This window comes from Rathayibacter sp. AY2B5 (genome assembly GCF_002931645.1).
Taxonomy (GTDB): Bacteria; Actinomycetota; Actinomycetes; order Actinomycetales; family Microbacteriaceae; genus Rathayibacter.
Window position 1 is genome coordinate 1 of the sequence record NZ_PSUE01000020.1, and the last position, 14,410, is coordinate 14,410.

Here is a 14,410-nt window from a genome sequence, read left to right on the forward strand (position 1 = left end):
ACCGCGAACGGGGCGAAGCTCGCCGCCGCCGCGACGGGACTGCTCCGCGCCGCCCTCGAGGACACCGCTCCTCCGGCGCGGACCATCACCCTCCTCCCGCCGACGCCCGCCCCGGCCGGCGCCCGCGCGTCAGGCCAGGCGCAGCAGGCGGCAGCCGTGCGGCTCGAGCTCGAGCTCGACGGCGCCGCCGAAGATCGGCAGCTCGGCGCCGCTCCACACGTCGACGGCCGAGGCTGCGCCGAAGCAGCCCAGGTCGGTCAGGTGCGCGGAGTAGGACCGCGCCGACGAGCCCAGCCAGAACACTCCGCGCCACTGCTCGTCGCCGCGCCACGCCGACCACACCACCAGGTCGCCGTCGCGGACGATCTCGCGGCTGCCGTCGCTGCCGAGGAGCGCGAGGACGTCGCCGTTCGTCAGCAGCGCGAGAGTGTCGGCGGGCGTGTCCGGGAGGTGCCCGCCCATCATCAGCGGCGAGCGGAGCAGGCACCACAGCGTCACGAGCGTCCGCTGCTCCGCGGGCGTGAACCGCGAGAGCCGGTCCTCGCCCACGTGCGCGCGCACGCCGATCCGCCCCAGCGGCAGCATGTCGGCGTCGGCCCAAGCGCCGGGGCGCTGGTGCGGCGCCCAGCGCGCGGCCCGCTGGAACTGCTCGTGCAGGTGCGCCCAGTCGTCCCAGAAGTCGTCCGAGATCCGCCACATCTGCGCGGTCGACCGCAGCAGCTCGAGGTTCTCGAGCGAGAGCTGCTTGCCGGGCGAGAGGCTCAGCACCATCGGGCGGCCGGTCGCGTCGATCGCGCGGGAGAGGGCGGCGATCTCCTCCGCCTGGATCGGCGGGTAGAGCACGTCGTCGAGCTTCACGAAGTCGACGCCCCACGAGGCCAGCTGCGCCATCACGGAGTCGTAGTACTGCTGCGCGCCGGTCGCGCTCATGTCGACGCCGTAGTTGTCGGGGTTCCACGGGCAGACGTTCCCGCGGTCGGCGATGTCGGTGCAGGTCGCCTCCGCCCCGAGCGCCGGCAGGCCGAGCTCGACGGCCCGCCGGGGGACGCCGCGCATCAGGTGCACGCCGAAGCGGAGGCCGAGGGCGTGCACGCGCGCGGCCAGCGCCGTGAATCCGCCCGTCGCCGCGGAGGGGAAGCGTCCGACGGCGGGCTGCGGGCGTCCCCAGTCGTCGAGCACCGGCTCCGACACCTCCTGGTAGTCGCTCGTGCCGGGATCGGGCTCGTACCACTGGATGTCGACGACGACCGTGTCCCAGCCGTGCGGCAGGAGGTGCTCGGCGAGGTACTCGGCGTTCGCGAGCACCTCCTCCTCCGTCACCGAGGCGCCGAAGCAGTCCCAGCTGTTCCAGCCCATCGGCGGGCGGCGGGCGGCCTCCGTGCGCGCGGCGATCACGAGAGCTCCAGCGTCACGGTCGCGAAGGAGTGCGGGGGCAGCGTGACGCGCAGGCCCGTCGCCGTGGTCTCGATGCCCTCGAGGGCGACGGGGCTCACCTCGTCGGCGGCGCCGGGCCGGTTGTGCGCGTCGGGGCGGTCGGCGGTGAGGAGGCGGCCGGTCGCGCCGGTCACGGTCCCACCGCGGAAGTCGAGGGAGACCTCGAGCGGCTCCTCCAGGTCGACGTTGGTCAGCGAGACCAGGACGCGGCCGTCCTTCGTGGAGGCGGAGGCGGAGGCGACGGGAATCTCGCGGCCGTCGACCGCGTGCGTCGGGCCGGCGACCGTGGTCGGCAGAACCGTCGCGTCGTGGTGCCCCTTGTTCATCTCGAACACGTGGTACGTCGGCGTGCGGACCATCTCGCCGCCGTCCGGGTCGGTCAGCAGCATCGCCTGCAGCACGTTCACCGTCTGCGCGATGTTCGCCATCGTCAGGCGGTCGGCGAAGCCGTGGAAGACGTCGAAGTGCCAGGCCGCGACCATCGCGTCGCGGATCGTGTTCTGCTGGAAGAGGAAGCCCGGGTGGGTCCCCGGCTCCACGTCCCACCAGGTGCCCCACTCGTCGAGCACCATCCCGTACTTCTTCTCGGGGTCGTGGACGTCCATCACCGCGGCGTGCGAGCGGAGCAGCTCCTCGATCCCCTGCGCGGCCACGATCGTGCTCCAGTAGGTGTCCGCGTCGAAAACGGTCGCGCTGCCCTTCGCGTGCCAGCTGCCGCCGATCGTGTAATAGTGCACCGAGACCGACTCCCACGGCACGGAGGAGAAGGGGTGTCCCTCGATCTCGGGGATCACCTCCATCAGCGTCTGCGTCCAGTGGGTGTCGGCGCCGTCGGCTCCGGCCGCCACGCGGTAGAGCGGAGTGTCGTTGCCGCTCTGCACGAAGGTCCCGAACTGCCGCGCCAGGTCGGCGTAGGCGCCGGCGCGCATGTTGCCGCCGCAGCCCCAGGTCTCGTTGCCGAGCCCCCAGAAGCGGACGGTCCACGGCTCCTCCCGGCCGTGGGAGCGGCGCAGATCGGCCATCGGCGACTTCCCCGCGCCGGTGAGGTACTCGGCCCAGTCCGCCATCTCCTGCACGGTGCCGGATCCGATGTTGCCCGAGATGTAGGCGTCGGCGCCGAGCAGCTCGCAGAGCGCCATGAACTCGTGGGTGCCGAAGGAGTTGTCCTCCGCGACTCCGCCCCACTGCGTGTTGATCAGGCCGGGGCGCTCCTCGCGCGGGCCGATGCCGTTGGTCCAGTGGTAGCGGTCGGCGAAGCAGCCGCCGGGCCAGCGGAGGTTGGGGATGTCGAGGGCGCGGAGGGCCTCGACGACGTCCAGGCGGATCCCGCCCTCGTTCGGGACGGGCGAGTCCTCCCCGACCCAGAAGCCGTCGTAGATGCACCGGCCGAGGTGCTCGGCGAAGTGGCCGTAGAGGTGGCGGCTGATGGTGGCGCCGGGGCGGTCGAGGTCGACGGTGACGGTGCTGTTCACGGGGTGCTCCAGGGTCGTGGCGGACGGGTCGGCGGCGGTGCCGGCGGTGTCGAGGACGCCGGGGTCGGCGGCGGTGCTCACGCGGTCTCGCGGACGAGCCGCAGGACGATCGCGCGGTCGGCGTGGAAGGTCGGCAGGTCCAGGCCCGCCTCGCCCAGCAGGCTCCCCGAGTAGGCGGGGGCCGGGGCGTCGGAGTCCAGCGGCACCGTCGACTCCAGCCAGTGCGGGCTCTGCCAGGGCGGGCCGAGCGAGCCGGGGCGCGCGGTCTCGATCCGGTAGCGCGCCCGCGGATCCAGGCCCGGGAGGCGGACGCGGCGGCGCGAGTCCGGGGTCAGCGCGGGCGTGACCAGCGTGTACAGCGCCTCCGAGCCGTCCGGCGCGACGACGCCGCGCAGCGACGGCGCGTCGGGGTCGGAGTCATCGCCCCCGACGACCCGGCCGGTCGCGATCAGGCCGCGGTGCTCGCGGTACGCCGCGATCCAGCCCGCCAGCACGGGCTCCTCCTCCGCGTCCAGCTCGCGGAGGTCCCACTCGATCCCGAAGTGGCCGAGGAAGGCGATCGCGCAGCGGGTGTGCAGGTCGCTGGTGCGACCGGTGACGGAGTTGACCGGCGAGGCGACGTGCGAGCCGAGCATCTCCGGCGGCACGAGCAGCCCGGTCCAGCGCAGCATCCGCGAGCGGTCCAGCGGGTCCTGGTTGTCGGAGGTGTGCACGCGGTCGGTGCGCTCGAGGATCCCCAGGTCGACCCGGCCGCCGCCGGAGGCGCAGCTCTCGATCTCGAGCTCCGGGTGCCGGGCGCGCAGCTCGTCGATCAGCCGGTACAGCGCGAGCGTCTGCTCGTGCACCGCGGCCGTCCCGGTGGCGGGGTGGCCCGCGTCGATCAGGTCGCGGTTGTGGTCCCACTTGAGGTACGCGACGCCGAGGTCGGCGACCAGGCCGTCGAGCACGCCGAGGATGTGCGCGAACGCGTCGGGGTTCGTCAGGTCGAGCACCTGCTGGAAGCGGAACCGCGGCGGCAGCTCCTCGCGGGCCCGCAGGATCCAGTCGGGGTGCGCGCGGGCGAGGTCGGAGTCCTCGTTGATCATCTCGGGCTCGACCCAGAGGCCGAACTCCATGCCCAGGCCGCGGACGTGCTCGGCGAGGGGGAGGAGGCCGTCGGGCCAGGCGACGGGGTCGGGCGTCCAGTCGCCGAGGCCGGCGCGGTCGTCGCTGCGGCCGAGGAACCAGCCGTCGTCGAGCACGTAGCGCTCGACCCCGAGGGCGGCGGCTCGGTCGGCCAGCTCGGCGAGGACGGCGAGGTCCTGGTCGAAGTAGACCGCCTCCCAGACGTTGAGCGTCACCGGGCGCGGCCGGCGCGAGGAGCGGGAGACCCCGCGGAGGTGGGCGTGGAAGCGGGCGGCCGCAGCGTCGAGGCCGTGGCCGAAGCTGCCGGAGATCCAGGGGGAGGAGTAGCTCTCGCCGCTCGCGAGGCGCACCTCGCCGGGCAGGAGCAGCTCGCCGCCGCGGAAGGCGAGCCAGCCGTCGCCGCGCTCCACCGCGTGCTCGTGGTTGCCGCCGATGCCGACGTGGCAGAGCCAGACCCGCCCGTCGGCGGAGTCGAAGCCGGGGGTGCCGACCGCGACGACCGTCGTCGCGTCCAGGCCGGTGCGGCCGCGCCGCGAGGAGCGGGAGTGGGTGCCGGTGACGACGGGGTGGCGCTGGGGGATCTTCTCGGTGCCCCAGCGGCCGGAGAAGTCCAGGATCTCGCGGGCCTCGGTCGGGATCCGGAGGGCGGGGTCGACGCCGATCACCTCGAGGTGCCCGGCGCCGTCGTTGCGGACCGAGACGCGGGTCCTGAGCAGTCCGGCAGGAGAGAGAACGATCTCTAGGACGACCCCGATCCGGGCCTGCGCGTCGTGCGCCTCGATGGTCACGGCGGCGCTGCCGGCCTGCGCGACCGCGCCCTCCGCGAGGGCCTCCCCGTCCACCGAGACGGTGTCCACGGTCAGCCTCGGCGACCAGCCGGCGCCCTCCCGGTGCACACGGAGACCCGGCAGGCCGGCCCAGCCGAAGGTGTGCTCGGGCAGGATCCCGGGCTCGTAGGGGACGTCGGAGGAGCCCTCGATCCCCGTCCGCACGGGAGTTCTTGCGAAAGCTGCGAGATCGTCGTCGCTCGCGTCGAGTCGCGGACCCCAGTGCAGCAGCACGGGCAGGTCGCCTCCCGACTGAGTGAGGAGGGCGGACACGTCATCGGCGACGAGATGGATCACTCTCGGGGATTGCATGTCCCCATTCCTATCGTCGATCCTGGTCTGAGTACAGCGAGAGATCGATCTCGACCCTCGGTCGGAGGGACCACCGCGCGGATCGACCCGCGCCGATCGACCACCGCTCGCACCGCTCACCCCCACCACCCACCGCCTCGACGAGGAGCACCCATGCCGCTGACCCACCCGGCCCCGCACGAGACCCGCCTGGAGCGCGGGGTGCTCGACGCGCGGCGGCGGCTCAACCGCGACTACCTCCTCTCGCTCACCGACGAGGGGCTGCTGCAGAACTTCCTGATCGAGGCCGGGATCGGCGACCAGGGCTGGCACCTGCACCCCTCGCAGGACTCGCGCGAGGCCCGCGGCCTCGACCGGCACTGGGGCTGGGAGACGCCGGGCTCGCAGCTGCGCGGGCACTTCCTCGGCCACTGGCTCTCCGCAGCGGCCCGCGAGGTCGCGGTCACCGGCGACCCGCTGCTGCGCGTCCGGATCGACTCCGTGCTCGACGGACTCGAGCGCTGCCAGGAGGAGAACGGCGGCGGCTGGATCTGGGCGATCCCGCGCGGCTACCTCGACCGCCTCGCGACCGGCCGCCCCATCTGGGCGCCGCAGTACGCGATGCACAAGCTGCTGATGGGCCTCGTCGACCTGCACCTCGACCTCGGCGACGAGCGGGCGCTGCGGATGGCGCGGGCCGCCGCGGTCCCGCTGCTGGAGTGGGTCCGCGGATTCGACGACGCCGCGTTCCAGGAGATCCTCGAGGTCGAGACCGGCGGCATGCTCGAGGTCTGGGCCGACCTCCTCGCGATCACCGGTGACCCCGTCTACACCGAGCTGCTCGGCCGCTACGACCGCCGCTCCCTCTTCGAGGGCCTGCTCGAGGGCCGCGACGTGCTGACCAACATGCACGCCAACACCACGATCCCCGAGGTCCTCGGCGCCGCCCGCGCCTACGAGGTCACCGGCGACGAGCGCTGGCGGAGGATCGTCGAGGCCTACTGGGAGCAGGCGGTCACCCTCCGCGGCACTTTCTGCACGGGCGGTCAGACCTCCGGCGAGATCTGGACGCCGCCCTTCGCGTTCGCCGCTCGCCGCGGCGAGAAGACGCAGGAGCACTGCGTCGTCTACAACATGATCCGGCTGGCCGACGTGCTGCTGCGCTGGACCGGCGACCTCGCCTACGCCGACTACATCGAGCGGAACCTCTGGAACGGCCTCCTCGCCCAGCAGAACCCGCGGACCGGGATGGTCGCCTACTTCCTGCCGCTCGAGGGCGGCGCCCGCAAGGACTGGGGCAGCCCGACCGAGGACTTCTGGTGCTGCCACGGCACGCTGGTGCAGGCGCACACGCGCCACTCCGGGCTCGTCTTCTACCGCGGCGGCGACGCCGAGCTGACGATCGCGCAGCACGTCGACGCGAGCCTGCGCCTGCCGACAGCCGCCGGCGACGCGGCGGTGCGGGTCGAGGTGCTCGACACCGCCGGCTACGTCGGCCCGGACGCCAACGCGGGTGCCGCGGGCGACGTGCACCGCCCCACCGCCTCGCGGATCCGGGTCGAGATCGTCTCGGAGGAGGGGGTCACGCTGCACGTGCGGCTGCGGGTGCCGGAGTGGACCGTCGGCGAGCCGGGGGTCGCGGGCGACGCCGAGCGCGTCCGGGCGGGCGACGGCGCGCTCCTGATCGAGCACCCCGGCGGCCGCACGAGCGTCGACCTCGCCTTCGGCACCGAGATCCGCGCCGAGCCGATCCCGGACGAGCCGGGCACGGTCGCCTTCGTCGAGGGCCCGATCGTGCTGGCCGGCCTCGTCGACCGCGAGATCGCGCTGCGGGGGCGCCTCGAGGACGCCCCCGCCCTGCTCGCCCCCGACAACGAGCGGCAGTGGACCCAGTGGCTGCGCGGCTACCGCGCCGTCGGCCAGCCCGCCGCCGTCCGCTTCCGGCCTCTGCACGAGGTCGTCGACGAACCCTTCTCGCTCTACTTCCCGGTCTCGGCCGGGAGCTGATGGACAGGATCCCCTCCGTGACCTGCGCTCCGCGCTCATGACCGCCTCCACCGCCTCCCCCGCCGTCCAAGCGATGCCCCGCGGCCGCCTCCTGCTGCCGATCTTCGCGATGCTGGTCGGCTTCGGGCCGCTCACCATCGACCTGGTGCTGCCGTTCCTGCCGACGCTGCAGGACGATCTCGGCGTCTCGGTGGCGACCGCCCAGCTGGTCGTCACCGGCGCCACCTTCGGCTTCGCGGCCGGCCAGCTCATCTCCGGACCGCTCAGCGACGCGGTCGGCCGCAAGTGGCCGCTCGGCGTCTCGGCGGCGCTGCACATCGCGGCGAGCCTCGTCGCGGCGATGACCTCCGACACCGCCGTGCTGCTCTCGGCCCGCTTCGTCCAGGGCGCCGCCTGCACCGCTGCGGGCGTCGTCGTCACCGCCATCGTCCGCGACCTCTACAGCGGCAAGCGGCTCGTCACGATGCTCGCGAACCTCGCCGTGATCGTCTCGGTCTTCCCGATCCTGGTGCCCTCCGTCGGCGCGCAGCTGACCAAGGTGATCGACTGGCGCGGCTCCTTCCTCGCGGTCGCCGCCTGGGGAGCGCTCGCGACCGTGATCGCGCTCCTGGTGCTGCCCGAGACGCTGCCCCGCGAGCGGCGGCACCAGGGCGGGCTCGGCCCGTCGCTGCGCAACTCCTTCGGGATGCTCCGGCGGCCGCGCGTGCTGGCGCTCGCCGCCGCCTCGGCCGCGGGCTGGTCGGTCGGCTTCGCGTATCTCGCGACCGCTCCCTTCCTCTACACGAACGTCTACGCGGTCGGTCCCGACCTGTACGGGCTGCTGTTCCTGGTCACCTCGCTCGTGACGATCGCGGTCGGGCAGACGACGGGACGGGTGATCGTGCCCCGGTTCGGACCCCGGTTCGCGATGTTCGCCTCGGCGATCGTCACGGCGCTCGGCGCCGTCGTGGTCGCGGTGCTCGCGCTCACCGGCACGCAGCCGCTGCTCGTCGTCGTCGGCGCGCTGACGTTCGCGCTGGCCGGCCGCTCGCTCGGCTTCGCCCCGGTGCAGTACCTCTCGCTGCAGGGCCCGTCGAGCGAGGCGGGCAGCGTCACGGCGATCCTCGGCACGGTCAGCTTCACGGCGGCCGGACTGGTGATGCCGGTGATGGGCGCGTGGGCCGAGATCTCGCTGATCCCGTTCGCGATCCTGCTGCTGCTCGCGGGCCTGGTCGAGGGCGGCGTGGCGCTGCTGTTCCGGCCGGGCTCGCGGCGCTTCGATCCCGGGGCGCAGCGGATCGAGGACGAGCGGGCGGGGGCCGCCCCATCGGCCGGCCCCCGCGCGCACGACGAGAAGAGCTGAGATGACCCTCCGGGAAGGAACCACCGTGGAACTGCGCTCCGGCGACTACACCCTCCGCGTCGAGGCGGGCGGCCTCGAGGTGCTCAAGGGCGAGCGCGTCCTCTACGCGAACGACCGGCCGCTGCGCGTCACGGTCAAGACCGTCGCCGCGATCAGCGAGTACTCCGGCGCGCCCTACGACGACGTCTCGCTGTCGGAGGGGGCGATCACCGCGAGCGGGACGATCACCGTCCGCTCCGGGTCGGCCTTCGCCGTCACCGACGTCTGGCGCGTCGCGGGCGACGGATTCTCCGTGCACCGCGACGTCGAGGTGCTGGCGGCCGGCGGCGACCTCGGCTTCTCCACCGCCGTCTCGCTCGGGCTGACCGGGTCCGACGACCTCCGCGACTACGAGTGCTTCGCCCCCGGCGCCTGGTACCGCGACAACGCCTTCGGTCCCGCCGACGCGATGGGCCGCGACCCCGGCAGCGAGTACTTCTGGCGCACCGAGACGCACTATGCGCTGCCGCTGTTCGCCGCGCAGAGCCTCGCGACCGGCGAGACCGTGGCGCTCTCGCGCTGGGCGGCCGACGCGACGCTGCCGCGCCTGGACGTGGTCCGCTCGGAGAACTTCACCGACCCGGAGTGCACCGTCGGCTCGATCGGCCTGAGCCGCCCGCAGGGCACGACGCTGAACTACCTCTACTACGGCTTCGGCGTGCGGACCCCGCTCGACGTGCCGCCCGCGGGCCTGTCGATCGACTACGTCCACCCGGGCGCCGACGGCGAGCGCCCGATCGACAACCCCTACTCCGGCCTCGACTACGACGCCGCCCCGAAGGCCCTGCAGCGGGTGAACCACCCGGTCGAGGTCGGCTTCCGCCAGCGCTACGCCGTCGCGGTCGACCTCGGCCGGTACGACGACTTCGCGACGATGATGCGCGCCACCTGGCGCAGCACCTACGCCCGGCTCCGCGACGACCTGTTCGAGGTCGACAACGAGCGGCACTTCCACCACGGCATGGCGATCCTCCAGCGCCTCACCCGCCGTTACGGCGACTCCTGGGGCCTGCCGTTCGCCTGTCAGCTGCCGGACCTCGACGTCTCGAGCGTCTCCTTCCAGTTCGGCTTCGTCGGGCAGCAGCCGGGCATCGGCTACCAGCTGCTGCGCTACGGCGACCGCGAGGGCGTGCCGGAGGCGTTCGAGCAGGGCGTCGGCATCGTCGACTTCTGGGCGCGGACCGCGCTGCCCGAGTCGGGCCCGCCGCGGATGTGCTTCAACCCCTCGCTCGGCGGCTTCGAGCCGTACCCGCACTACCTGCGGATGCTCGCCGACGGCGTCGAGGCGATCCTCGACGCCTACCTGCACCTGCGGGACCTCGGCGACGAGCGCCCGCTCTGGCTCGAGTTCTGCCGGCGGACCGCCGACTGGCTGCTCGAGGTGCAGGACGCCGACGGCAGCTTCCACCGCGCCTACAACGCCGACGGCTCGGTGCGGATGGACTCGCGCTCGAACACCCCGAGCGTGATCCGCTTCCTCGTGCAGCTGCACCTCGTGACGGGGGAGGGGCGCTACCGCGCGTCCGCCGTGCGCGCCGGCGAGTGGTCGTTCGCGAACATCCACCGCACGCTGGAGTACCGCGGCGGCACCTGCGACAACGCCGACATCCAGGACAAGGAGGCGGGCATCTACGGACTGTTCGGCTTCCTCGCGCTGTACGACCTGACGGAGGAGCCGCGCTGGCTGGAGGGCGCCGTCCGCGCCGCCGACTACACGGAGACCTGGACCTACGCGTGGTCCTTCCCGGTCCGCGCGCCCTGGGCGCATCCCTTCAACCGGTACTCGATCAGCGGACAGAGCATCATCACCCTCGGCGGCGGCGCCGACGTCTACATGGCGGCCTGCTCTTACAGCTACTACCGACTGCACCTGATCACGGGCGACGAGCACTACCTCGATTTCGCCGAGTTCCTGCACCGCAACACCCGCCAGTCGACCGACGTCGACGGCAGCATCGGCTACGCGATGCCCGGCCTCGGCCACGAGAGCGGCGACTTCGCGACCCAGACCCTGCGCAGCCACCACCACTGGCTGCCCTGGTGCACCTTCGTCGAGGTCGACCCGGCCTCGCGCCTGCGCGACACCTTCGGCGTCTACGAGATCGCCGATGCGCAGCGCCTGCCCGCCGCCGAGCGGGCGGCTCGCAACCGCGTCTACGACCGCTACGGGCACTCGCGGAGCTGAACCGACCCCACCGCATCCGGCGCGCGTCTCGTTCTCACGTCGACGCGGCCACACGGCGGGTCCGGCGGCCAGCGGGGACGACACCCGGTGCGCTGCTCCGCCTCCGTCGGCGGACCGGAGCTCGTTCCGCGTGCCGCAGCCGGACCCTCCGCAGCGCCCTCAGCCGCGCCACTCCACGTCCACGCGCACCGCCTCCGCACCGAGCTCCAGCCCGCTCGACACCTCGCGCCCGTCGACCCGCAGCACCGCGTCGCGCAGCGTGCGCACCCGCGTCCCGCCCGCCGGTGCCAGCCACTCCGCGCCCGGCACCCGCCGCACCCACAGCGACGCCCGCCCCGGCGACCACTCCAGCCGGTCCACGACCACCCCGCCGCGCGCGCGCAGCCCCGTCACGGCACCCCGCGCCCACGCGGACGGCAGTGCCGGCAGCACCGTCAGCGTCTCGTCATCCGATCCCAGCAGCATCGCCGCCACGAGCCCCGGCAGTCCGCCGCTGGCGTCGAGGTTGAAGATCCGCCCCGCGTCGTGCCGGGTCGTCAGGGTCGGTGACCAGTGCTCGACCGCGAGCCACTCCGCGCAGGTCAGCGCCGCCTCCCCGTCACCCAGCGCCGCCGCCGCGACGCCCACCTGCACCAGCCCGAACGCCATCTCCATCCGCCCGGGAGGAGCGGTCGGCGCCTCGGCCCGCCACGCGATCTTCGCCGCCACCGTCGCCGCCGCGGCGGCCCGCAGCCGCACCGCGGAGGCGCCGGGGCCCTCGAAGGCCGCGTCGCCCGCGTACCAGAGCGGGTACAGCTGCGACGCGTGCCGGTGCGCTATCTCCTCCGCGAACCGCGGGTCGATCCACTCCGCCAGCGTGCCGTCCTCGGCGACCCGGTACTCCGGCAGCTCCGCGACCACCCGCGCCCAGCGCTCGTCGAGCGAGTCGTCGCCGCGGGCCCGGCCGAGCAGCGCCGTCGCCCGCGCGGCGTCCCGCAGCACGGCGACGTCGATCGTCGCATCGACCGCTATCGGCGAGCGCGCACCACCCGGTGTGTTCTCGGGGGAGTAGGAGGGGACGATCCGGCGCACCCCGTCGACCACGGTCGTCCCGGTCTCGGCGAAGCGCAGCACGCCCTCGGCCAGCTCCCACAGCCGGTCGTCGACGATGCCGCGGTCTCCCGTGGCCGCGACGGCGTCGGCGGCCAGGCGCAGCACCCAGCCGCCGCAGCCCGTCCAGAAGAGGTGCGGGTAGCTCGCCGCGAAGTGGTCCGCGCGGCCGTGCGTCGACATCCGCGACGGCAGCAGCATCCCCTCCGCCCCGTAGACCCGGCGCGCGTTGTCGCGGTAGTCGTCGAGGTGCGGGAGCACCAGCTCCAGGATCGACAGCGCCAGCTCGGGCGTGCCGGTCGGGATCATGCCCGCCATCGCTCCGTTCTGGACGTTGCCGTTCAGCGTGTAGTCGGCCGACCACGCCGGCCGCCAGGTGCCCTGCCAGACGCCCTGCAGCGTCGGCGGCAGCTCGCCGGTCGACGCGACGATGTTGGCCCGGCCGCTCAGCCAGGCCAGCTCGACCACGCGGCGACGGGCGCCCGCGTCGCCGGAGCGGGCGGCGTCCCACAGGTCCTCGGTCAGCTCGGCGTCGGAGGCGCCGTCGAGATCCAGCACGGAGGCGCCGACCAGCCGGCCGTGCCCCTCGCGCTGGGCGTCGCGCAGCTCCTCCCAGGAGAGGTCGGCGGAGGCGTCGGGAGCCGCGCCGATCGCGACGTCCAGCCGGAGCACGCGGGCGACCCCCGCGGAGATCTCCACGTCCGAGACGGCGGCGCCCCCGGCCACGCGCCACGTCGCTCCGCTCGTCGCCCGCGTCACGGCGCGGATCGCGGTCGGGCCCTCGCCCGCCTCGGCCGTGAGCACCGCGGAGGCGCCGCCCTCGACGTGCGACGAGACCACGGCCGAGGCGTCGGGCACGCCGGTGTCGAAGGAGGTCGCCTCGCCGGCCCCGAGCGCGAGCTCGACGGTGACGACGGTGTCCGCGGAGGACTCCAGAGCCAGCCGGACGCCCTCGCCGCCGTGCGGGGCGAGCAGGCGCACGGCGTGGCGGCCGCCGTCCTCGTCGGTCCACTCCACCGCGGCCTCGCCGCCGAGCGGATCGATCAGGCGGACCGCGGAGGCGACGCCGCCGGGGGTGCGCAGCGTGACGGTCGCGCAGAGGCCGAGCGGGTCGGTCCAGATCAGGCCGCCGTCGTAGCCGCTGTCGCGGGCGGCGCGGGCGAGCAGGGCGGTGGCGGTGTCGGAGTCGCCGGCCAGCAGGGCGCCGCGCAGCTCGTCGCGGACGCCGGCGAGGTCGGGCGCGTCCGGGCGCGGATTGACGGGGAGGAACCAGCGCTCGTGGGCGAGCGGGACGGTCAGGGAGTCGGCCGGGCCGTGCACCACGGCGCCGACGCGGCCGCTGCCGACGATCAGGCCCTCCTCCCAGGTCGGGGCCGCAGTGGCGGTGACGAGGGTGGGCGTGCGCGACAGTGCGCCGGCGATCGGGGCGATGATCGGTTCCTTTCGGGCTCGCGGGAGTGCCTGATATGTTGCGTGAACCCTCAAATTACCTCTCCCGGTGCGACGGCGCGCGGGAGTCGAGAGTTAGGAATCCGCGATGACGCGACCGATCACCCTCTTCACCGGCCAGTGGGCGGACCTCCCCTTCGAGGAGGTGGCGCGCCTCGCGGGGGAGTGGGGCTACGACGGCCTCGAGATCGCCTGCTGGGGCGACCACATCGACGTGGCGCGCTGGGACGACGCGGAGTACGTGCAGAGCCGGAAGGACATCCTCGAGCGCAACGGCCTCCAGGTGTTCGCGATCTCGAACCACCTCACCGGCCAGGCGGTCTGCGACGACCCGATCGACGAGCGCCACCGCGACATCCTCAGCGACCGCGTCTGGGGCGACGGCGACCCCGAGGGCGTCCGGCAGCGCGCCGCCCAGGACCTCAAGGACACCGCCCGCTTCGCCGCCGCGCTCGGCGTGACGCAGGTCAACGGCTTCTCCGGCTCGTCGATCTGGAAGGGCGTGGCCATGTTCCCGCCCGCCTCCGACGAGTGGATCGCCGCCGGCTACCAGGACTTCGCCGACCGCTGGAACCCGATCCTCGACGTCTTCGAGGAGGTCGGCGTCCGCTACGCGCTCGAGGTGCACCCGAGCGAGATCGCCTACGACTACTGGACCGCCAAGCGCACCCTCGAGGCGATCGGCCACCGCGCCTCGTTCGGCTTCAACTTCGACCCGTCGCACTTCGTCTGGCAGCAGCTCGACAGCGTCGCGTTCGTGCTCGACTTCGCCGACCACATCTTCCACGTTCACGTGAAGGAGTCGGTCACCAACCTCGACGGCCGCAACGGCGTCCTCGGCTCGCACCTGCCGTGGGCGAACCCGCGCCGCGGGTGGACCTTCGTCTCGACCGGGCACGGCGCCGTCCCGTGGGAGCCGGTGTTCCGCGCGCTCAACGCGATCGGCTACACCGGCCCGACCAGCGTCGAGTGGGAGGACGCCGGCATGGACCGCCTCGACGGCGCCCCCGAGGCCCTGGCCTTCGTGCGGAAGCTCAACGCGATCACGCCGCCGGCCGACGCCTTCGACGCGGCGTTCTCGACCTCGCGCGACTGACCGTCCGCCGCACGCCTGCGTCCCGGAGGCCGGAAGGACCGACTGCCCGCGAGG

At 73.7% G+C, this 14,410-nt stretch carries 8 protein-coding genes; 4 read left to right on the forward strand and 4 right to left on the reverse strand.

What is annotated here, in order from left to right:
- Positions 1-129 precede the first annotated feature (129 nt).
- The 3 genes from C5C30_RS12540 to C5C30_RS12550 form a co-directional block, all read right to left on the reverse strand.
- Positions 130-1,395, reverse strand: coding sequence for a glycoside hydrolase family 27 protein (locus tag C5C30_RS12540; protein WP_258065935.1), 1,266 nt, complete (start codon positions 1,393-1,395; stop codon positions 130-132).
- On the reverse strand, positions 1,392-2,906 hold the full coding sequence (locus tag C5C30_RS12545; RefSeq protein WP_104333877.1) for an alpha-N-arabinofuranosidase: 1,515 nt from the start codon (positions 2,904-2,906) through the stop codon (positions 1,392-1,394). Before C5C30_RS12545 ends, C5C30_RS12540 begins: the two co-directional genes overlap by 4 nt.
- A gap of 77 nt (positions 2,907-2,983) precedes the next feature.
- Positions 2,984-5,170, reverse strand: a complete 2,187-nt coding sequence (locus C5C30_RS12550) for an alpha-galactosidase (protein ID WP_104333855.1) — start codon at positions 5,168-5,170, stop codon at positions 2,984-2,986.
- A 153-nt stretch (positions 5,171-5,323) separates the two neighbouring features.
- On the opposite strand from C5C30_RS12550, the gene C5C30_RS12555 reads away from it, so the two are divergent.
- The 3 genes from C5C30_RS12555 to C5C30_RS12565 are packed head-to-tail and all read left to right on the forward strand — an operon-like array spanning position 5,324 to position 10,722.
- Positions 5,324-7,156: a beta-L-arabinofuranosidase domain-containing protein gene (locus C5C30_RS12555; protein WP_181131569.1), complete on the forward strand. Its 1,833-nt coding sequence runs from the start codon at positions 5,324-5,326 to the stop codon at positions 7,154-7,156.
- A 37-nt stretch (positions 7,157-7,193) separates the two neighbouring features.
- Positions 7,194-8,498, forward strand: coding sequence for a multidrug effflux MFS transporter (locus C5C30_RS12560; RefSeq protein WP_104333857.1), 1,305 nt, complete (start codon positions 7,194-7,196; stop codon positions 8,496-8,498).
- 25 nt (positions 8,499-8,523) lie between these two features.
- On the forward strand, positions 8,524-10,722 hold the full coding sequence (locus tag C5C30_RS12565; RefSeq protein ID WP_104333878.1) for a hypothetical protein: 2,199 nt from the start codon (positions 8,524-8,526) through the stop codon (positions 10,720-10,722).
- A 159-nt stretch (positions 10,723-10,881) separates the two neighbouring features.
- Here C5C30_RS12565 and C5C30_RS17370 read toward each other — a convergent pair whose 3' ends face one another.
- Positions 10,882-13,296 (reverse strand): glycoside hydrolase family 95-like protein, encoded by a 2,415-nt coding sequence (locus C5C30_RS17370; RefSeq protein WP_146081541.1) that lies wholly within the window; start codon positions 13,294-13,296, stop codon positions 10,882-10,884.
- Between the two features lie 52 nt (positions 13,297-13,348).
- On the opposite strand from C5C30_RS17370, the gene C5C30_RS12575 reads away from it, so the two are divergent.
- Positions 13,349-14,356 (forward strand): sugar phosphate isomerase/epimerase, encoded by a 1,008-nt coding sequence (locus C5C30_RS12575; RefSeq protein WP_104226056.1) that lies wholly within the window; start codon positions 13,349-13,351, stop codon positions 14,354-14,356.
- Positions 14,357-14,410 lie beyond the last annotated feature (54 nt).